General features: G+C 59.1%; 13 protein-coding genes and 8 pseudogenes. 15 read left to right on the top strand and 6 right to left on the bottom strand.

Features of this window, described 5'->3' with window-relative positions; translation table 11 throughout:
* Positions 1-23 precede the first annotated feature (23 nt).
* On the top strand, positions 24-1,232 hold the full coding sequence (gene metC / locus JCM25143_RS00520; protein ID WP_025859656.1) for a cystathionine beta-lyase: 1,209 nt from the start codon (positions 24-26) through the stop codon (positions 1,230-1,232).
* A gap of 3 nt (positions 1,233-1,235) precedes the next feature.
* On the opposite strand, the pseudogene JCM25143_RS15505 reads toward metC, so the two are convergent.
* The 4 genes and pseudogenes from JCM25143_RS15505 to JCM25143_RS00500 all read right to left on the bottom strand — a co-directional run bounded on the left by JCM25143_RS15505 (position 1,236) and on the right by JCM25143_RS00500 (position 5,470).
* Positions 1,236-2,746, bottom strand: a pseudogene (locus JCM25143_RS15505) (YifB family Mg chelatase-like AAA ATPase).
* Between the two features lie 3 nt (positions 2,747-2,749).
* On the bottom strand, positions 2,750-4,009 hold the full coding sequence (gene serA, locus JCM25143_RS00510; RefSeq protein ID WP_025859655.1) for a phosphoglycerate dehydrogenase: 1,260 nt from the start codon (positions 4,007-4,009) through the stop codon (positions 2,750-2,752).
* A gap of 132 nt (positions 4,010-4,141) precedes the next feature.
* Entirely contained in the window at positions 4,142-4,933 is a 792-nt protein-coding gene (locus JCM25143_RS00505; RefSeq protein WP_025859654.1) for an inositol monophosphatase family protein, read from the bottom strand.
* Between the two features lie 39 nt (positions 4,934-4,972).
* Positions 4,973-5,470 (bottom strand): c-type cytochrome, encoded by a 498-nt coding sequence (locus JCM25143_RS00500; RefSeq protein ID WP_025859653.1) that lies wholly within the window; start codon positions 5,468-5,470, stop codon positions 4,973-4,975.
* Positions 5,471-5,579: 109 nt separating this feature from the next.
* On the opposite strand from JCM25143_RS00500, the gene JCM25143_RS00490 reads away from it, so the two are divergent.
* The 4 genes and pseudogenes from JCM25143_RS00490 to smpB all read left to right on the top strand — a co-directional run bounded on the left by JCM25143_RS00490 (position 5,580) and on the right by smpB (position 8,627).
* Positions 5,580-6,326 carry a 3-deoxy-manno-octulosonate cytidylyltransferase gene (locus JCM25143_RS00490; RefSeq protein WP_025859652.1) on the top strand — a complete coding sequence of 249 codons (747 nt, stop codon included), beginning with the start codon at positions 5,580-5,582 and terminating at the stop codon, positions 6,324-6,326.
* Positions 6,323-7,237 (top strand): prephenate dehydratase, encoded by a 915-nt coding sequence (locus JCM25143_RS00485; protein WP_025859651.1) that lies wholly within the window; start codon positions 6,323-6,325, stop codon positions 7,235-7,237. Before JCM25143_RS00490 ends, JCM25143_RS00485 begins: the two co-directional genes overlap by 4 nt.
* Positions 7,230-8,119, top strand: a pseudogene (gene dapA, locus JCM25143_RS15500) (4-hydroxy-tetrahydrodipicolinate synthase). The gene JCM25143_RS00485 and the pseudogene dapA overlap by 8 nt, the downstream one beginning before the upstream one ends.
* A gap of 2 nt (positions 8,120-8,121) precedes the next feature.
* A pseudogene (gene smpB, locus JCM25143_RS15495) lies at positions 8,122-8,627 on the top strand (SsrA-binding protein SmpB).
* A 31-nt stretch (positions 8,628-8,658) separates the two neighbouring features.
* Here smpB and JCM25143_RS00470 read toward each other — a convergent pair.
* The gene (locus tag JCM25143_RS00470) at positions 8,659-10,806 is read right to left on the bottom strand and encodes a TonB-dependent receptor (protein WP_035370252.1); all 2,148 of its coding nucleotides are present in this window, start codon (positions 10,804-10,806) and stop codon (positions 8,659-8,661) included.
* A 127-nt stretch (positions 10,807-10,933) separates the two neighbouring features.
* Between JCM25143_RS00470 and nikR the strand changes: the two genes are divergently transcribed.
* Positions 10,934-11,374 (top strand): nickel-responsive transcriptional regulator NikR, encoded by a 441-nt coding sequence (nikR, locus tag JCM25143_RS00465; RefSeq protein ID WP_025859649.1) that lies wholly within the window; start codon positions 10,934-10,936, stop codon positions 11,372-11,374.
* Between the two features lie 72 nt (positions 11,375-11,446).
* Here the strand turns inward: nikR and JCM25143_RS24955 are convergent, their stop codons facing one another.
* The gene (locus JCM25143_RS24955; protein ID WP_035370250.1) at positions 11,447-12,127 is read right to left on the bottom strand and encodes a cold-shock protein; all 681 of its coding nucleotides are present in this window, start codon (positions 12,125-12,127) and stop codon (positions 11,447-11,449) included.
* Between the two features lie 427 nt (positions 12,128-12,554).
* Between JCM25143_RS24955 and JCM25143_RS15490 the strand changes: the two are divergent.
* From JCM25143_RS15490 to JCM25143_RS22960, 9 genes and pseudogenes are all read left to right on the top strand, one after another.
* A pseudogene (locus tag JCM25143_RS15490) lies at positions 12,555-13,597 on the top strand (lipid A deacylase LpxR family protein).
* A gap of 209 nt (positions 13,598-13,806) precedes the next feature.
* Entirely contained in the window at positions 13,807-14,163 is a 357-nt protein-coding gene (locus JCM25143_RS00445) for a hypothetical protein (protein WP_025859647.1), read from the top strand.
* A 212-nt stretch (positions 14,164-14,375) separates the two neighbouring features.
* Positions 14,376-15,124: pseudogene (locus tag JCM25143_RS25020) on the top strand (glycine betaine ABC transporter substrate-binding protein).
* Between the two features lie 14 nt (positions 15,125-15,138).
* Positions 15,139-16,391, top strand: a pseudogene (locus JCM25143_RS15480) (class I SAM-dependent methyltransferase).
* Positions 16,392-16,532: 141 nt separating this feature from the next.
* A pseudogene (gene fabD / locus JCM25143_RS15475) lies at positions 16,533-17,474 on the top strand (ACP S-malonyltransferase).
* 18 nt (positions 17,475-17,492) lie between these two features.
* Positions 17,493-18,235 (top strand): annotated as a pseudogene (gene fabG, locus JCM25143_RS15470) (3-oxoacyl-[acyl-carrier-protein] reductase).
* A 292-nt stretch (positions 18,236-18,527) separates the two neighbouring features.
* Complete coding sequence (locus JCM25143_RS00420; RefSeq protein ID WP_025859646.1) at positions 18,528-18,767, top strand: acyl carrier protein; 240 nt, start codon at positions 18,528-18,530, stop codon at positions 18,765-18,767.
* 139 nt (positions 18,768-18,906) lie between these two features.
* Positions 18,907-20,139, top strand: coding sequence for a beta-ketoacyl-ACP synthase II (gene fabF / locus JCM25143_RS00415; RefSeq protein WP_035370248.1), 1,233 nt, complete (start codon positions 18,907-18,909; stop codon positions 20,137-20,139).
* Positions 20,129-20,542: a hypothetical protein gene (locus JCM25143_RS22960; protein WP_234394808.1), complete on the top strand. Its 414-nt coding sequence runs from the start codon at positions 20,129-20,131 to the stop codon at positions 20,540-20,542. The genes fabF and JCM25143_RS22960 overlap by 11 nt, the downstream gene beginning before the upstream one ends.
* Positions 20,543-20,659 lie beyond the last annotated feature (117 nt).

Genomic DNA, 20,659 nt, shown 5'->3' with positions numbered 1-20,659 from the left:
ACGGCAGAAACGGAGCATGAGACATGACTGATCAGAACAGGGTGGCCGAAGGCTGGCTCAAACTCGGCACGACCCTGTCCCACGCGGCACGGCCCACGCCGGATGAACGCGGCTGCTACGTCAACCCACCCGTCACGCGCGGCTCCACCGTTGTGTTTCCCTCGCTGGACGCCATGCAAAGGCAGGGTGCAGCGCGTTATGACCATGAGAGCATTTATGGTGCCATGGGCTCGCCCATCCAGCACGAGCTGGAAAAAGCGATCGCCACGGTAGAAGGCGGCACAGACTGCCAGATCGTCAGTTCCGGCCTTGCCGCATGCACGCTGCCTCTTCTGGCTTTTCTGAGCGCGGGCGACCACTGCCTGTTCTCGGACAGCGTTTACGGCCCCACACGCCGTTTTGCGGAAAACATGCTGCGCCGTTTTGGGGTAGAGATTTCGTACTTCCCCCCCATGGCGGACGAAAAAGAGCTGGAGACGTTCATCACCCCCAACACACGGGTGATTTTTACCGAAAGTCCCGGCAGCCACACCTTCGAGGTGCAGGACATCCCCATGCTGGCACGAGTTGCACACAGCAACGGGGCCAAGCTGTTCGTGGATAACACATGGGGATTTGGCATTTTTGCGCCGTTTGCCCATGGAGCCGACCTGTCCATTCAGGCCCTGACCAAATACCCGGCCGGCCATTCCGATGTCATTGCAGGCGCCATTACCGTCTCGGACCGCAAAACATGGGAACAACTGCGCGATACCGCTATCCAGACAGGGCAGGTCGCTGGGCCGGATGACTGCTGGCTGACCCTGCGTGGCCTGCGCACCATGGGAGTCAGGCTGGCACAGCAGGCTCGTTCAGCCCTTGATCTGGCAATATGGCTGCAAGAACAGCCCGAAGTCGCTCAGGTTCTGCACCCGGCCCTGCCGGGCTGTCCGGGCCACGACCTATGGGCGCGCGACTTTACCGGCGCGGGCTGCCTGTTCGGTGTTGTGCTGGAGCCCCGTTATACCGGGCAGGACATGGAGCGCATGATCAACAGCCTGCACCTGTTCGGGATCGGGGCCTCATGGGGAGGGTATGAAAGCCTCGTTCTGCCGACCACGGGTGGTATTCAGCGGGCATTCCCATCCCCCATGGGGCAGGCCTGTGCCTTCAGGCTTCAGATCGGGCTTGAACAGACCACCGATCTTATGGCGGATCTGAAGCAGGCCTTCACGCAGCTCCGCAGCGCCTGATACTCAGCCCTGAAGCCGCACCCGAAAGGTTGCGGCTTCAGCCACATGGCCGGGTTGTATCTCAACACTACCCGCCAGATCGGCAACTGTACGGGCCACGCGGGCCAGCCGCGTATATCCACGCGCCGAGAAGCGGAATTTTTCTGCAACCGACTGCGCCAGTTGCGCGGCATCTCCTGCCAGCCCAGTCTGCTCGATTGAAATTTCCGCGTTTTTACGCCCGTCCTGCCGCTGGTTTTGCATATCCCGCGCCGCCTCGACACGCTCACGCACCTGAGCGGTTGTTTCACCCACGGCATCGCGCATGTAGCCCAGCGGCTCATAAGGCTGCATACCCACATGCAGATCAATGCGGTCCAGCAGCGGGCCAGACAGCCGCGCCGCATAGTCCTGCCCACAGCGCGGTGCTTTACCGCACTCACGCGTGGCATCACCCAGATACCCGCAGCGACAGGGATTCATGGCCGCAACAAGCTGAAAACGGGCAGGGTATGCAACATGCGCTGCAGCCCGCGCTATGGTTACGCGCCCAGTTTCCAGCGGTTGCCGCAGAGCCTCCAGCGCGGCACGGGAAAACTCCGGCAGTTCGTCAAGAAACAGCACGCCCTGATCCGCCAGACTGATTTCCCCCGGCCGGGCACGGCTGCCACCACCGACCAGAGCCGGCAGGCTCGCGGAGTGATGCGGGTCACGATAGGGAGGGCGGAAGAGCGGACGCCCCTCCACCAGCAATCCCGCAGCACTGTAAATGCGCGACACCTCGAGGCTTTCACGCGGGGTCAGGTCAGGCAGCAACCCGACAAGCCGCGCTGCGAGCATGGATTTTCCGGCACCCGGTGGGCCAGACAGTAAAAGCGAGTGGCCACCAGCCGCAGCAATTTCCAGCGCACGCCGCCCTGTTTCCATACCCCGCACATCTGCAAGGTCTGGCACGTTCTGTTCGGGAGCGGGCGGTCGTGGTGTAAATACAGGAGAAGGCAATGGCTGCATGCCATTGAAATGGTTGATCAGGGCCAGCAGGGTTGGTGCTGCCAGAATGGCAATGTCACCACCACATAACGCTTCCTCACCCTGCTGGGCTGGGCAGACAAGCCCCAAACCGAGGGCTGAGGCTTCGAGCGCAGCTGATAACACGCCAGATACCGGATTGATCCGCCCATCAAGCGACAGCTCACCCATGGCGGCATAACGCCCGGCTTCCTCTGCGGGCACAACTCCCATGGCAGCCAGCAGCGCCAGCGCAATCGGCAGATCAAAATGCGATCCTTCCTTGGGAAGGTCGGCTGGAACAAGATTGATAAGAATACGTTTGGCGGGCAATGCCAGCCCGATGGAGGTGAGGGCGGCCCTTACGCGCTCACGCGCTTCACCCACGGCCTTGTCAGGCAGACCCACCACCAGAAAGGCAGGCAGGCCACTGGCAACCTGCACTTCAACCCAGACGGGCCGCGCTCTATGCCTGAAAAGGCAAAACTGCGGATACGGGCATTGATCAGTCCCGTACCCGCATTCATGTCTTATTTGCCCTTGTAGATCAGACGAGCACGGATCGTGCCCTCTATCTCGCGCAGGGAGTGGAGCAGACGGTCGTCCAGTTCCGTATCTCCAGCGGTATCGGCCTCGATCACGACATAACCGATTTCGCTGTCGGTCTGGAGGAACTGCGCCGTCACGTTGCAGCCTGCCCGCAGGAAAACCTCGTTCAGCTTCATCATCATGCCCGGCACGCTGTGGTGCACATGCATGAAACGCGCGCCGCGCGGGCTGGCTGGCAGCTGCACACCGGGGAAGTTGACCGCGCCGAAGGTCGAGCCGACATCGGAGTATTCGACCAGCTTGCGGGCCACTTCAACGCCGATACGCTCCTGCGCTTCCACCGTGGAACCGCCGATATGCGGGGAAAGAATGACATTTTCCAGCCCCATGATCGGGGTGGACAGACGATCACCAGCGCCCTTGGGCTCCTTGGGGAACACGTCAATGGCCGCGCCGAGCAGATCACCACTTTTCAGCGCTTCGGCCAGAGCCTCCAGATCAACCACATTGCCACGTGCATTGTTGATCAGGAACGCGCCTTTTTTCATGGCGCGGATCTGGGCCGCACCCATCAGGTTGGCCGTTGTGGGCAACTGCGGCACATGCAGGCTGACCACGTCACTCTGGCCCAGAAGGTCTTCCAGCGTTTCCACCGGCTGGGCGTTACCATGCACCAGCTTGTCCACTACATCGTAGTACAGAACCCGCATGCCGAAGGCTTCCGCCAGAACGGAAAGCTGCGAACCAATGGAGCCATAACCTACGATACCGAGCGTCTTGCCACGCACTTCCCAGCTATTGACGGCGGATTTGTTCCACTCCCCAGCATGGCATTCCACCGAACGCGGGAAAATGCGGCGCATGAGCATGACAATCTCGCCCATGACCAGTTCGGCCACCGAGCGAGTGTTGCTGAACGGTGCGTTGAACACCGGCACGCCATTAAGCCGTGCCGCGTCAAGATCCACCTGATTGGTGCCGATGCAGAAACACCCGATAGCCATGAGACGATCCGCCGATTCAATGACTTCCTTCGTCAGCTGCGTCCGTGAACGGATACCGACGATATGAACGCCTTCCAGCGCTTCACGCAGGGCGTCGCCTTCCAGAGCACCTTTCAGCCGCACAACGTTGTCGTACCCGCAGGCCTTGAGCAGTGCAACCGCACTGTCATGTACGCCTTCGAGCAGGAGAATACGGATCTTGTCCTTGGGGAGAGACAGGTGCGTGCTTGTGCTCATCTGGAATGACCAATAGCTGTTATGTCAAAGCGCAGGCCTATCGCAAATCACGGCGGATGAACAGAGGGGGCCATGTCGTAATGGCGAAATATCCGCCAGAACACAGCCTCCACCCGCAGGCCAATGCAGGCTTTACGCGCCGAAACCCAACGCTTCGCACGCGGCAGCGTGCAGGGCAGGGGTGGCGGCCGCCAGCACCGTTCCATCTCCCTCAAACCGCAGATCAGAGCCATCCCAGCGGGTCATGACACCACCTGCTCCCTGCACGATCGGCACCAGCGCTCCCCAGTCCCACGGCTTCATGTCGCATTCGGCAATCAGGTCGAGCTGGCCGAGAGCGAGCAGACCATAGGCATAGCAGTCCCCCCCCCACGTCATACGCCGCGCGCGGGATTTGAGCGTTTTCCAACCATCATGCGGAGCGACTTCCAGCATTTCGGGAGAGGTGCAGGACAATTCCGCCTCACCAAGGCTGACATTGCGCGTGCCGACACGCCCCCCCAGCGAGGAGGTAAAGACCGTCTCGCGCCCGTTTACGCCTAGCCAGCGCTCCTCCAGTATCGGCTGATCCAGCAGCCCCAGAAGCGGCTTGCCTTCATGGAAAAGAGCGATCAGTGTGCCAAAACTTGGCCGCCCCGTTACAAAGGCCCGTGTGCCGTCAATCGGGTCCAGTAACCACTGATACGGGGCCTCGGGATTTGCCTGCCCGAACTCCTCACCAAACACACCATGCTGCGGCAGACGCTCGGCCAGAATGGCGCGCATGACACGCTCGGCGCTGCGGTCAGCTACAGTCACGGGGCTTTCATCCCCCTTGCTTTCCACCGCAATACCCCTGCGGAACCACGGGCGCACCACGCAACGGACCGTATCGGCCAGAGCGTTGGCCACTTCGACGTAAAGATCGATTTCCTTGGTGGTCATGCTTTGATGTCCTGAAGAATTAGATAAGGGGAGGCCGCCTCAGTCCGGTGGCTGACGGAGTGTTCGCAAATACGCAATAATATCGGCCCGCAAGGCTGGGTCTGTCAGGCCGTTCAGGGACATGCGGGTGCCCGGCGCAAAACGGTCAGGGCTACTCAGCCAGTCGGACAGTGTCTGTTCTGTCCACGTCCGGCCCGCGGCACTGTGGCGCAGGGCATCGGAATACGCATAACCCGGAGCGGATGCTATAGGCCTGCCCACCACACCAAAGAGGTTCGGCCCCGCGCCATCGCCCGCACCCGCTTTGAGTGCATGGCAGCCCCCACAAACCTGCTCCACCATGCGCGCACCGTGGCCCATATCGGCTCGTTCCAGATAAGGCGCGATATCAACGGCACCGTGGCCGGGCAGAACCATGGCCAGCCGGGCAGGGGTGGTATCAGGCACCAGACCACGGGCCACACCATAGGCGCCCGCCATCACCCCGACACTCAGCACCACCGCAACCGCGACCCTGTTCAGCCCTCTACCATCCATGTTTGTAAAACGCCCCTCTGTTCACCCGTTGCGTTTGCCATACAGCTTTTCTAGAGTGCTGGCCGCCTTGTCTTCGGCTATAAGCCGCGCCACGTTCTGGAGCAAGCCGATGCCGTCCCCACCACTGACCATCATTCCCGCAAGACTGGCTTCCACCCGCCTGCCGGGAAAACCACTGGCGGATATTGCCGGTCTCCCCATGATCGTACATGTGCTCGAAGCGGCACTACAGGCGCAGATTGGCCCAGTGATTGTCGCCGCGGCCGAGCAGGAAATCTGCGATGCAGTGACCCAGGCGGGCGGCACCGCTATCCTGACAGACCCAAATCTGCCTTCTGGATCGGATCGGGCATGGCAGGCGGCCTGCCTTGCAGACCCCGAAGAGCAGCACGATATTATTATCAATCTGCAGGGCGACCTGCCCACGTTTCCACCCACAGCCCTGCGCTCCGTGCTGGGTGTCATGGATGATCCGGCCTTCGACCTCGGCACTCTGGTAGCGCCTATCACCTCTGATGAGGAGCGTGATGCGCCGTCCGTCGTTAAGGTGGCCTGCTCTTTTTCAGCGGAACAGCACAACACGCCGGGTCTGTATTTTTCACGCCAGCCCATTCCGTGGGGGGCTGGGCCGCTGTGGCACCATGTCGGGGTTTATGCCTGGCGGCGCACGGCACTGGCACGTTTTGTCAGTCTGCCGCCCTCCGGGCTTGAAATGCTCGAGAATCTCGAACAGTTAAGAGCGTTGGAAGCGGGCATGCGGATTGGCTGCACCCGTATGGATACGGCCCCTTTCGGGGTGGATACACCAGCAGACCTGGAGCGGGCGCGCCGCATGATCGGAGCACAAAAGTCATGACACAGCAGGTCATAGCCTTTCAGGGGACACCTGGAGCCTATTCAGACCTGGCGTGCCGCAACGCACGGCCCGGATGGCGCACCCTGCCGTGCCGCAGCTTTGCCGAAGCCATGGCCGCCGTGCATGAAGGCCGGGCGGAACAGGCCATGCTGGCCTGCGAAAACAGTCTGGCCGGGCGTGTGCCCGATATCCACTCGCTGCTCCCCGCATCGGGGCTACATATCGTGGGCGAACACTTTCAACGGGTCGAACATTGCCTGCTGGTCGTGCCGGGCACCCGCATGGAGCAGATCCGCCGTATCCATACCCACCCCGTGGCCATGGATCAGATCCGCGTGCTCCTGCGCGATAATAACCTGATGCCTGTGCCTGAATTCGACACGGCAGGGGCAGCCGAACTGGTAGCTTTGTGGAAAAAACCCGAGGACGCCGCCGTGGCCTCAGCACTGGCGGCCGAGCTTTACGGGCTTGAAATTCTCAAACGCAATGTTGAGGATGCAACCCACAACACCACCCGTTTCTATATCGCCTCACGCCAGCCAACACGCCCCCCCGTGCATGCCCCGCATGTCATGACCACACTAATTTTCAGTGTCCGCAACACGCCGGGGGCTCTGTACAAAGTGCTGGGAGGGTTTGCCACAAACGGGGTGAACATGACCCGTCTGGAAAGTTACATGGCGGGCGAGACATTCGCAGCCACACGCTTTCTGATGGACGTGGAAGGCCATCCCGAAGACGCCCATCTGGGCAAGGCTCTGGCAGAGCTTGAATTTTTCGCCAAAAGCGCCACTATTCTGGGCGTTTATGAACAGTCGCCCTTCCGTCACTCCACATCAGCCGAAGGACAGGACATGCCGCGTTCCTCACCGGAGGATGCCACTTCAGGATCGATTACAGCCCATGTCTGACACGTTCTTTTCCGGCTCCATTACGGCTCTCATTACGCCCATGAACCGAGATGGCAGCCTTGATTTTGTTTCCTTCGAAAAGTTTGCGGACTGGCAGATCCGCGAAGGCACGTCTGCCCTGTGCGCTGTGGGCACAACCGGCGAAAGCCCGACCCTGAGCCATACCGAGCATCATGCCGTGGTGGAACGTGCCATCAAGGTGGCAGCGGGGCGTGTGCCGGTTATTGCCGGGGCAGGTTCCAACAGCACGGCGGAAGCAACCGATCTGGCAATCCATGCGCAAAAAGCCGGGGCGGCTGCGGTGCTGGTTGTCGCGCCGTATTACAACAAGCCTACGCAGGAAGGCTTTACCGCCACTTCATGACCATTGCGGACGCCATTTCCATCCCGGTCATTCTGTACAACATACCCGGCCGTTCGATAGTCGATATCAGTGTCGAGACCATGGCACGTCTTGCCAGACATGCGAACATTATCGGAGTGAAGGACGCCACGGCCAATCTGCTGCGCCCCCTCCAACTCCGTCAGGCGCTTGACCGGCCCTTCAACCAGCTTTCGGGTGAAGACGGCACGGCCGTTGCGTTCCTCGCCTCCGGTGGTGACGGCTGCATCAGCGTGACGTCCAACATTGCCCCGGCACTCTGCGCCAACGTGCAGAGTGCATGGAAGGAAGGCCGCGTACAGGACGCCATGGCCATTCAGGACCGTCTGCTGCCCCTGCATGACGCCATGTTCTGCGAGAGCAATCCGGCTCCTGCCAAATACGCCGCCAGCCTGCTCGGCCTTGCGGGCGAGACCTGCCGCCTGCCGCTGGCACCGCTGACAGAACCTTCACGCGAAAAGGTGCGGGCAGCCCTTGTCGCTACGGGCCTGCTTGACTGATCATGTCGCAAAAATCTGGCAAAACCGCTAAAAGCTCTATGATTTCGCACGGCATGGTTGCCCAGAACCGCAAGGCGCGGTTCAACTACGCCATTCAGGAAACCATAGAGGCCGGGCTTGTGCTCAAAGGCCCCGAAGTCAAAAGCCTGCGTCTTGGGCGCGCCACGATTAGCGAAGCCTTTGCTGGTGAGCGTGATGGAGAACTATGGCTGTTCAATAGCTATATCCCCGAATATCAGGCGGCGTGCTCTCGCGTTTTGATAGCCGCGCGCCGCGCAAGCTCCTGATGCACCGCAAGGAAGTGCGCAAATATATGGGGGCGATCGCCAAACAGGGGGCAACCCTTGTGCCACTCGACATCCATTTCAATGCCCGTGGCGTAGCCAAGGTGACACTCGGTCTGGGGGTTGGTAAAAAAAGCGTGGATAAGCGCCACGCCATAGCCGATCGAGACTGGCAGCGTGACAAAGCGCGGCTGATCCGTAACAAGGGCAAAGGCGACTACTGATCTCCATTGCCCCTTTTCCCAGCAGCCCGCTTTACAGTGTCAGGGTCAACGCAAAGCGGGCTGAAACGGGTTCAAGCGGGTGCACGGTCGCTCCCGTAACCGGTTTTGCCGTGGGTGTAATACGATATTCGTAGCCGTATTCAATCGCATTATCGTGGGAATTGGTCAGGTTAAACAGCGAGACAGTCAGCGTCAGATGCTTGCTGAAGCGATAACCGACATCAAGATTAACCTCCTGATACCCTTTGGAACGCAGGCTGTTATCTTCCAGCAATGGGTAACTACCCAGCCAGCGTAGCTGCATACCGCCAAACCACGGCCCCTTGTTGTCAACCAGCACCCCGAATGACCAGATGATATTGGGCGCGTTGGCCACATACAGCCCATCAATCCCATAATAACCGGGATTATTAGTGCGATACCGCGCGTGCGAATAGGCAATGTCGGTATTCAGTTCAAGCCAGGGCAGGGGATTGAACTGGGCGGAAAACTCTACCCCCTGACGGCGGCTGGGTGGACCGGCTTCATTCACACCTTCATCCGGGTCGTAGATCAGTTCCGAATCAAAATCGATCCGCCAGAAAGAAAGCTGCGTGTTGAGATGTCGCAGCGGGGTGGAGCGGATACCTAATTCCTCTGAAAAGGCCTTGGTCATCACCGGGGTCTGCACCGAACCCGCGGTAAAACGATCCCCTGAAAATGTACCCACCACACCGCGCAGGTCGTTGGAATGGAAACCTCGCCCTGCACTCAGATAGAGTTCCGTTTTATGCCAAGGCCCGAAAATCAGGCTGCCTTTTGGCTGAAACAGCGCCTGACCGACATGGCCGGAAGCCCCCGTTACCAGACTGATATCCGAGCCCTGATAATATTCCTCACGTAGCCCCACAACAGTACGCATCCAGGGGAGCCAGCGGGTCGTATTCTGCACATATCCAGCAACGCGTCCTTCCTGCACGGAATCCGCGTTGCAGACGTAGCGTCCTCCTCCATAAGGGCTATCCGGGCAGGTAGCGAGCACAACACGCTGGCGGGTGTGCCGCCGGTCGATGAAAACCGTGTCGTAACGTCCGTCAATACCAAAGACAGTCTGGCTGAGAATATGATCAAACAGCATATCCTGACGGGTATAGCTCAGCGTGCCCCCAACCTTGGTGCGCGTTTCATCCTGCTCGAACTGATCTCCATCAACAGGGTCTACCAGATAATGGGTAAAGTCATTCCATAGGGTCAGACGGTCATGGGTTGCATAAAAACTGGCCTGCCATTTTTCATGCTCATCGCCCCGCTGGTAATGGCCCGACAGGCTGTAGCGCTCAGAAAACCCGCCATCGGTCGGGTTAAGTGAGCCAAAACGATCAATCAGTCCGGTCTGGATAGCTTCAAGCGGCTGGTCATTGGTGGCGCGCCATTGCCCCCGGTAATACATGCCGGTGAGGTCAAACCCGTTTGTTGATGTACCGTGCAGATAACGCGCCATGGATTTGATGGCGCGAAAATTATCTGGGTAACGCCACGGACCATCGGCATGGTCGGTTTCAAACGCGCCGAGCAGTTTATCACCATTCTGGAAATGCGCTGTCCCACCAGCCATCAGCCGTTCATTACCGAAAGTATCGCCACTACCGCTCATCATGGTCGGCAGGTCACGCACCAGCCGGATACGGTCCGAACCTGCCACACCAAAATCACCCGTTGCGGCATTGAACGGGCCTTTCGTGTAATCGATCATCCCCATCATTTCCGGGATCAGAAAATTGAGGTCCGTATAACCTTGCCCATGGGCATGCGTGACTTCATTGATCGGCATATCATCTACAAATGTTGCCAGATCAGTGCCGTGATCAAGGTTGAACCCACGCATGAGAAACTGGTTGGCCTTGCCTTCACCAGAATGAACAGTGACGACAAGGCCGGGTACAGATTCCAGCAGTTCTCCCACACGATACGCAGGCCGGAGCCTGAGTTCATTCTGGGTGATCGTGCCTTGTCCGGCAGAAACCGCTTTGCCCAGCAGGTCCAGACGAGAGGCGGTGACGGTAATGGTTTCATCCGTATGGTTTTTTTCGGCCAGCTTCTGCCCGCTTGGCTCTGGAGAATGCCCTTGGGCCCCCAGAACGGATGATGCCATAAGAATCTGAGCAAGACCCGCCACCAGAACCGGACACATACACCGCATGAAAAATCAGCCTCACCATGGACCTGCGCATGTTGGAACGACATGCAGGTCGCCTCCACGAATCATACCTATTTATAAATAGTTCATACTTTCTGTGATAGCAATCTCCACGAAAGGGCCGGGCGCCATGGAACGGATTACCATTACGATTGACGAAGACCTGCTGGCCACGGTGGATGGGCTTATGAACCGGCGTGGCTATACAAGCCGCTCTGAAGCCATCCGCGATCTGATCCGCGATGCCGCATCACGCGAGAACATCCTATCGCAGGCAGGAGAATGCGTTGCTGTTCTGGATTATGTGTACGACCACGAAACACGGGCTCTGGCCCAGCGCCTGACCCATGAACTACACACCCATCATGATCTTTCGGTCGCGACCATGCATGTGCATCTCGACCATGAACGCTGCCTGGAAACCGCTATCCTGCGGGGGCCTGCACCCGCCCTGCAAAAGCTGTCAGATACAGTCAGTACCCAGAGAGGGGTATCGCATGCCAGCCTTCATATCATTCCGGTGGAACCACATACGCACGCGCATGCGAAAGACCATTCCAGCGAGGCATAAACCCGCCTTACAGGCATAAAAAAAGCCCCGGCCTGAGCCGGGGCTTTTTCCTGATAACCGCTACGGGTTAAATCAGTCGCCGGAAACTTCAGCAGCTTCCGGGCCTTTCTGACCCTGAACAACCTTGACGTTCACGCCCTGACCTTCGTTCAGAGCGCTCAGGCCCGAACGCTCCAGCGCGGAAGCGTGAATGAAGATGTCCTTGCCGCCACCTTCAGGCGTGATGAAGCCAAAACCCTTGACGGCGTTGTACCACTTGACGGTGCCACGCGTTTCTTCAGCAGAAGAAAGGTCCGGAGCCGGACGTGCTGCGGGGCGTGCGCCGAAGCCAGGACGAGCCGCACGGGGGCGTTCCGGCTGGGCAGTGCTTTCATCAACGGAAATGACTTCAGCAACCTGCCGGCCTTTGGGGCCCTGACCAACGCGGACAACCAGAGTCGCACCAGGGTTTACACCCTGTACACCAGCCTGAGTAAGCGCGTTAGCGTGCAGGAACACGTCGCCAGAGCCGTCAGCCAGTTCGACGAAACCGAAACCCTTTTCGCCGTTGAACCACTTTACAGTTGCACCGACTTCCGGACCGGAAGGGACAACCTGCGGTCCGCCAGCACCACCACCGGTACGGCGCGGCGCAAACCCTCCGCGATCACCGAAGGAAGGGCGCTCACCGAAAGACGGCATGGACATGTAATCGTCGTCAAATCCGCCGCGGCGAGGAGAACGGGGGCTGCGGTCGGTCCTGTTACTTTTCAAGGGTCTAGATCCTGGTGTACGGAGAAGCGAGTTCTCGTAAATTGAAAAACGAGCAGGTTACTTGAACGGGTTGACAGGTCCGGCCGATTTAAGCCAATAACCCCGCCAGCCGCTCCTGAAAGCTGCAACATGCCCTCTGCGTCCGTAGCACAGCCATCAGCGGGCCGCTACAGGAAAGCATGAAATCGGGCACGGCTTCACTCAACTTTTCCAATTCTCACATTTTTGTGATCAAGGGTGCCAGCCCCCTTTCCAAGGGCCATCACCGCGGACACAGCAGACGCCCGCCCCCGGCGTCAGGAAAAGACTTCCTTAGCGTATCGCACTCCCCTAAAGAAAATCTCATCCAAGGCTGTCCTCATACCAGAAAAATCAGGAGAAACGCCGCATGCCTGCCGGAATCAAAACCTCGTCCCGCGTAACGCACATGGCTGCGGCCTGCCTTTCTCTGGCGTGCGGCACAGCCGCCACATCTCTTCTGCCCGGCGTAACCTCATCGGCCAGCGCGACCCCCGCTCAGGACAAACGCGGCACATGGACCCTTCAGGCGAAAACGACGCCATCACCACGCTCAAGGGAACATCCGACCAGTACTATACTAGTGGGCTGCGTTTTAACTGGACCTCGGGTACCGATACGCTGCCAGCGCCCATTGCTGCTATTAATAAGGCAATCTGGGGCGATGGGGTGCAGCGAATCAGCCTCGGCGTGCAGCAGATGATCTTTACCCCGCGTGATACGCAGCTCAGCAGCCCATGGGCCGCCGGACAGCCCCATAACAGCCTGCTGCGTGACCGGCCCTATAGCAGCCTGCTGCTGGGCACGATCAACCTGATCAATGATACCGACCGCACCCGCAGTGTTTTTGGTGTTCAGTTTGGTGTCATGGGACCAGCGGCGCAGGGCCGCCAGTTGCAGAACGGTTTTCACAGCCTCATTGGCGACACCCCGAATCAGGGTTGGTCGCACCAGTTGCAGAACCAGATCATCTTTCAGGTGCAGGGCGGACGCACATGGCGGTTGCCCCTCGTGCAGCTTGGCGGGATAGAACTCGACACGCTGCCCTCGGCCTCGGCCGCCATCGGCGATTACCAGATCTATGGCCGACTGGGTGATATTTTCCGCATAGGGCAGGGGCTCGATAGCGATTTCGGCACCCCAACCATCCAGTCCTCCGTCACTGATGGCGGCGATGCCTATAAATCCCGCCGCCCCGTATCCTGGTACGTGTTTGGTGGCGTGTCGGGAGAGGCGGTCGCCTATGATGCCTCACTTGAAGGCAACACGATGCGCTCGAACTCCCTGCATGTGGACAAGAAATGGGACGTGGGTGAAATCCATGCTGGCGCTGCCGTCATGTTCCGTGGCCTGCGCATTTCGTTCAGCCAGACATGGCAGACTCAGCAGTTCGACGGCGCAAAAAGTGGGCTGTTTAACTATGGCTCTCTAATGGTTTCGACTAAGTTCTGATTTTTGTGCACAAAAAATGTTCATTTGCTTAAAATGAAACCAAAAATTTAGCATTCCAGTGCCCGTTTTGTGGTTTTTGCGTCACTGCCCTTCCAACCTGCCTATCAGAAAGGCGTTGGCGCGTTCTTTGAAGTGGCATGGCGCAAAACCCGCCTCTAAGCTCAGAAACATCGAGAGATTGACCTGATCTTCTGGGGGAATGAAAAGCCATGCCGTATAGCTCTGAAGTAGCACGCACCTGTCAGATCATTCCGTTCCAGATGGAAATCCTGTCCCGGCACACGGATTATCTGTCCCGCTGGCTTGATGCCAGCATGCCCATGGGCATCTGCAACGCCGATATTTTCTCCACCGAAGAAAAACAGGCTGGCACCTCATCCGCCTATGTCGTGATCTGGGTGCGCGAAACCGCTGACCCCGCTTACAAGGTCTATTCCCGCGGCAATCGCTGGATTGTCATGGATGCGATCAGAGACAACACGCTGGGCAGCTTTTCGTCCTTTGCTGACGCGCTGAACATGATCCGCCCGGTTCTGCCGCGTGAAAAAGGTATCGTGGCCGCCTGAATGTCTCTCCCCCGGACGTACCGGCACTTTGGTCCGCCCTTTCCCTGACCGGGGGAAGGGCGTTTTTCTTTTCTTAACAGCACTGCTTCGTCCGCAGGGAATGCAGGTATTTTCAATTCGGGGATTGCCTGAGGCCGCATCTCCTGCTGCAACAGCAGCGCAGCCTGCTCCATACACAGGGTCAGGTTCAAACAGATACAAAGGAACCTGTGATGACCACCTTGACGCTCGCCTATCCCGAATCCACCGTGCATGAGGCGACCGCGGCGGCCATCATCCGTGTGCTGGAAGCAAACGACGTCGAACCTGAAATCGTTACCGGGCCTAAATCCATTCTGGCCACAATGCTGAAAAATCAGGAAATCGATCTGTATGTCTCCGCATGGCTGCCTGATGAGGACGGAGCGCTCCTGACGCCGGGCGTGCTCCCTCTGGGCACACTGTTCCACTCCGAAATCTGCTGCTGTATCCCCGGAGAAAACGCGGCCTATACCTCTTTGGCTGATCTTGCACAGGCTGGCCCGGAACTCTCGCGCACCATCATCACGCCCGCGTCTCTGGTCGCCCATATGGAAAAGGTGCTGGACGTCTACGGTCTGGCTGCGGCGGGCTTCACGCTGGCTCCCAGCCCGGATGCCGAGGCCATTGCGCCCTCAATACCATTCTGACCCGCGGCGATCTGGCCATCATGCCCCTGTACCAGCCCTGCTTCCTGTTCCATCAGGGGGGCTTCCGCATCCTGACCGATCCCAAAAAAGCGCTGAGCGAAGAGCAGACCGCCCGGCTGCTGCTGCGTCAGGGCCTGCGCGATGAGCTGGAACAGGATCTGGTGGATGAGCTAGATGAGTTGCTGCTGAGCGCCAAAATCATCAGCGCCATGGACTACGCCATGCATGTTGAAGGCATGAGCGCGGATGAGGCCGCCGAAGCGTGGCAGCGTGGCAGACTGCTCCCGCGCTGAGGGAGGGTAACACCATGACCGCCCCTGACGACCTGTTCGATTCCAGCCTCACGGCTCAATACGAAGCCTATCCCTACCCCGAACGCTCGGCAAAAGAGGAAAGCAAGCGGTTGCTGATCGGCAGCCCGAGCCACCTGCGCGAAATCGACTACTGGGTGTTCGGCGCACAACGCCCGACCAGTCGCCCCCTTCGGGCCCTTGTCGCAGGATGCGGCACGGGCGATGGCGCCATCATGCTCGCGACCCATCTGGCCCGCGCGCAGCGCCCCGGAGAAGTCATCTGCCTCGACCGTTCCAAGGCCGCGCTGGCCATTGCCCAGGCCCGCGCGGATGTACGCCAGCTTACTAACATACGCTTTATCGAAGGCTCGCTGCTGGAGCTGCCCGCGCTCGAACTCGGCCTGTTCGATTACATCGACTGCTGCGGCGTTCTGCACCATCTACCCGACCCAGACAGCACATTGAGCGCTCTGGAGGCCATGCTGGCACCGGTGGGGGCATGGGATTGATGGTATACGCCCCCTATGGCCGCACGGGCGTATATATGGTGCAGGATGCCCTCGGCAGCCTCGCCCCCGTAACAGACACCCCCGAAGCCCGGCTGGACATAGCCCGCCGCATCATGCGGACTTTGCCCGCAACCGCGTGGCTACGTCAGAATGGCAACTTTGGCGATCATCTCTCCGGGGGAGATGCTGGTCTGTACGACCTGCTGCTCAACCCGCGTGACCGTTCCTATACCATCACGGCTTTCATGGCGCTGCTGAGCCGCGCCGGACTGGAACCCACCTGCCTGATGGAACCCGCCCGGTATAACCCGGCCTTGTTCCTGCCTGACCCGAAACTGCGCGCAAAGCTGGCGGAGTTACCGCCTCTGGAGCAGGCCGCCATTGCCGAGGAACTGACCGGCAATATGGCAACCCACGTTGCCTATGTCGTGCGCAAGGGAGCAGCCCCCACACGCCCGGACCCGCTGGATTACGCCAGTATTCCTATCATGCGCGAAATACCCGGTGTGGAACTGGCCAAGCAGATGCGGCCGGATAACACGCTGCCCTTCGCATTCGGCACGCTGCTGGTGCCTATTGCGCTTCCTCCCCAGATACGCGGCATTCTGCCGCTGATCGATGGAGAGCGCACGGTGGGCGATCTGGCTCAGGCACTCGAAACCCGTGGGGTAGGCGAGGAAAAATTCCGGCAGGTCTGGCGTGAAAGCTTTGATACGCTGGAAAGCCTGAACCGGGTTCTGCTCCGCTCTCCCGCCTGAATGTAACGTCCGATACGCGCATATTGTGCCACACGGGCACAGGCCGTATCGTGCGTCACCTCAAAGCGCCGGAGCCACTGGCCGTTCCATGACGGACACGCCCATGGCGCTTCATCCGCTCAAAGAACACAGTGAGACAGCATGGCCGTTTACGCATTTGTATTCCCCGGACAGTAGCCAGTCCGTTGGCATGGGGCAGGATCTGGCCCAGGCCTTTCCATCCGCCCGCGCCGTTTTTGAAGAGGTGGATGATGCTCTGGGCGAAAACCTGTCGAAAATTATTTTTGAAGGGCCAGCAGAAAACCTGACCAGCACGGAAAACACCCAGCCCGCGCTGATGGCTGTTTCCATGGCTGTGCTGCGTGTGCTGGAAAACGAAGGGGGCTGGATCTGACATCAACTGCCACCCTGCTGGCCGGACATTCTCTGGGTGAATACGCAGCCCTTGCCGCTGCCCGCTCGCTAGGCATTGCCCAGACCGCCAAACTGCTGCGCCTGCGTGGTCAGGCCATGCAGAAAGCCGTGCCCGCTGGGGAAGGCGGCATGGCCGCCCTGATCGGGGCGACACTGGCACAGGCGGAAGAAATCTGCGCGCAGTCAAGCAAGACCGCTCTGGTGGAAATTGCCAACGACAATGGCGGCGGGCAGACCGTACTATCCGGCAAAATGGCGGGCATTGATGCCGCCATAGCACTTGCCAAAGAGATGAAAATCAAGCGTGCGGTTAAGCTGCCTGTTTCTGCTCCGTTCCATTCCTCGCTGATGAAACCGGCGGAGACCATCATGGCCGAAGCGCTGGAGCAGGCCACGATTGCCGCACCGATTGTACCGGTTATCGCCAATGTCACCGCCCTGCGCGAAACCGATGCCGACACGATTCGTAAGAACCTTGTCCAGCAGGTGACCGGCCGCGTGCGGTGGGAAGAAAGCGTGCGCGCCATGGTAGAAATGGGCGTGGACAGTTTTGTTGAAATCGGCGCAGGCAAGGTTCTTTCGGGCCTGATTCGCCGGATTGCACCCGATGTCACGACAGCATCCGTCGGCACGCCGGATGACATCGAAGCCTTTCTTAAATCATTGTAATAAAACGGATAAAAAAACATGTTCAGACTGGATGGCAAGACAGCGCTGGTCACGGGCGCATCGGGCGGGATCGGCAGCGCGATTGCGAGCATCCTGCATGCTCAGGGCGCGCGCGTGGTTCTTTCCGGCACACGGGAATCCGTAATCCAGCAGCAGGCTGATGCGCTGGGTGAGGGCAGGGCCTTTGCCGCCGCCGCCAACCTGAGCGACGCGGCCGCCGCCGATGCGCTCGTTGCCAAAGCCGAAGAAATTGCCGGTGCGCCGCTGGATATTCTGGTCAACAACGCGGGCCTGACGCGCGACACGCTGGCGCTGCGCATGAAGGACGATGACTGGAATCAGGTGCTGGACGTTGACCTGGCAGCCCCTTTCCGCCTGTGCCGCGCCGCACTCAAGGGCATGCTGCGCCGCCGCGCGGGCCGCATTGTCAACATTGCCTCCATCATTGGTGCGACTGGCAATGCGGGACAGGCCAACTACGCGGCTGCAAAAGCTGGCATGGTTGGCATGAGCAAGTCTCTGGCACAGGAAGTCGGCTCCCGCGGTGTCACGGTTAACGTGGTGGCTCCGGGCTTTATCGTCACCCCCATGACGGACGCCCTGCCGGATGCACAGCGTGAAAAACTACAGCTTCCATTCCGCTCGGCCGCCTTGGCCAGCCTTCGGATGTCGCCTCGGCCGTGCTCTATCTGGCTTCGGATGAAGCAGCGTGGATCACCGGCTGCACCTTGCATGTAAACGGCGGCATGGCCATGATCTGACACAGCCGAAAGCCGATGTGCGCCCCAGATGCGAGAGGGCGTGCAAAAATCTTTCAGATGTGGCAGACAGACAGCGCAAATAGCGCTACGTCAGGCAGGAGAGAAAGCAATCCATCCGGTTTGCCTTGGCGTAACATGGAAAAACGTGCTAAGCGCCCGCAACTCCCGCTGCTAAGGCAGAAAGTTGGCCGAGATCATTGGCCCTTTCCACCATGCACGGAAGATTGAGGGCTAACCAAGCACCTGAACAACCTTGCCGCTCTGCGGTCAGGCATATGGGATAGAAAGACAGATGAGCGAAATCGCTGATAAGGTTAAGAAAATCGTGGTCGAGCATCTCGGCGTCGAGGAAAGCAAGGTCACTCCTGAAGCATCGTTCATCGATGATCTGGGTGCGGACAGCCTCGATACCGTCGAGCTAGTGATGGCGTTTGAAGAAGCCTTCAATGTCGAAATCCCCGAAGATGCGGCTGAAAAGATCACCACTGTCAAAGACGCCATCGATTATATCGAAAAGCAGAAAGTAGCCTGATTCGGGCCTTAATCTGCGGGTAAGTTGGAATATGGCCCCTGATTGTCAGGGGGCCATGGACGTGTCGAACAGGGAGCGGGCTGGTTTGTTGCTGTCGGCCGGATTGAATTCGGAGCGGAGACGCGTTGTCGTCACCGGCATGGGCATCGTCGGGCCGCTCGGCCTCGGTGTCGAAAATGTATGGTCGCGCCTTACGGCGGGAGAAAGCGGGATCGGACGGATCACGCAGTTCGACCCCAGTGATCTGCCAGCGCAGATTGCAGGCGAAGTGCCACAGGGCCCAACAAGCGAGGGTAAACTGACCCTTGAGGAATGGGTGCCTGTCAAAGACCAGCGTAAGATGGATCGCTTCATTCATATGGGGCTGGTCGCTGCGACCGAGGCTGTAGAGGATTCCGGATGGAAACCTCAGTCTGAGGAAGACAAGTGCCGTACCGGCGTCATGATCGGTTCGGGCATTGGCGGTCTGCAGACCATCTATGATGCGTCGATTACCGTGCATGAAGGGCGGGCACGGCGTCTTTCGCCGTTCTTTATTCCTTCTGCCCTGATCAATCTGGTTTCTGGCCATGTTTCGATCAAATACGGTTTTCAGGGCCCCAACCATTCGGTTGTCACGGCCTGCGCCACAGGTGTGCACGCCATTGGCGATGCCGCGCGCCTGATCATGTTCGGCGATGCCGATGTCATGGTCGCGGGTGGTGCGGAAGCGACCGTATGCCCTCTGGGTATTGCCGGTTTCTGTTCGGCGCGCGCTCTTTCGACCGGGTTTAACGAAACACCCCAGACCGCCTCACGGCCATGGGACAAGGACCGCGATGGCTTTGTCATGGGCGAAGGCTCGGGTGTGGTTGTTCTGGAAGAATACGAACACGCCAAAGCCCGTGGCGCCAAGATTTATGGCGAAATCATCGGCTACGGCATGTCTGGCGACGCCTATCACATCACCGCTCCGGCTGAAGGCCATTATGGTGCTTACCGCGCCATGCGTGCCGCACTCCAGAGCGCAGGCCTGAACACGTCTGATATCCAGTATGTCAATGCTCATGGCACCTCCACCATGGCCGATGACATGGAACTGGAAGCAGTCGAACGCCTGTTTGGGGATGATGCCCGTACGCTGGCCATGTCTTCTACCAAATCGGCAACAGGCCATCTTCTGGGTGCTGCCGGTGCGGTTGAAGCCATTTTCTCCATTCTGGCTATCCGCGACAACGTGGCACCGCCGACGCTGAACCTCGACAATCCTTCGCGCGAGAGCGTGATCGACCGGGTGGCACATACAGCCCAGCAGCGTCAGATCAATGTTGCGCTGTCCAACAGCTTCGGTTTTGGCGGCACCAATGCCAGCCTGATCGTGCGTGGCGTCTAAGCGCACGAAAAAACCAAAAGCATCCGCCCCGCGCAAAAGGAAGAATTTCCTTCTGCGCGGGGCGATTCTGTTTGGTGCGGGTGTACTCCTATGCGTAGGAGGTACCGCCGGGTTTGGCGGGCATGACTATACACGCCCCGGCCCTCTGGCAGTGGGGCAGGATGTTGTCATCCCCCATGGCGGTTACGCTTCAACCGCAGCCGTTTTACAGAATTCCGGCATTCTGGCCGATGACTGGTGGCACGGAACGCTCTTCCATGTTGCCGTTGTGCTGACACGCCATAACGGACAACTCCATGCGGCGGAGTTCCATTTCCCTGCTGGTGTTTCCCTGCAAGAAACCCTGTGGATTTTGCGGCATGCCAAACCTGTTCTGCACAGGCTGACCATACCCGAAGGCTGACGGCCAGCCAGATCAGCGCCCTTATCAGCAATGCCCCCTTCCTGACAGGTAATGTGCCTGCCTTGGGTGAGGGTGACATACTGCCACAGACATACAGCTATCTGCGCGACAGCACCC

Source organism: Acetobacter papayae JCM 25143 (assembly GCF_000613285.1).
GTDB classification, from domain to species: Bacteria; Pseudomonadota; Alphaproteobacteria; order Acetobacterales; family Acetobacteraceae; genus Acetobacter; species Acetobacter papayae.
The sequence above is the reverse complement of the archived record's forward strand: the minus strand, read 5'-3'. Positions and strand labels throughout refer to the sequence as shown.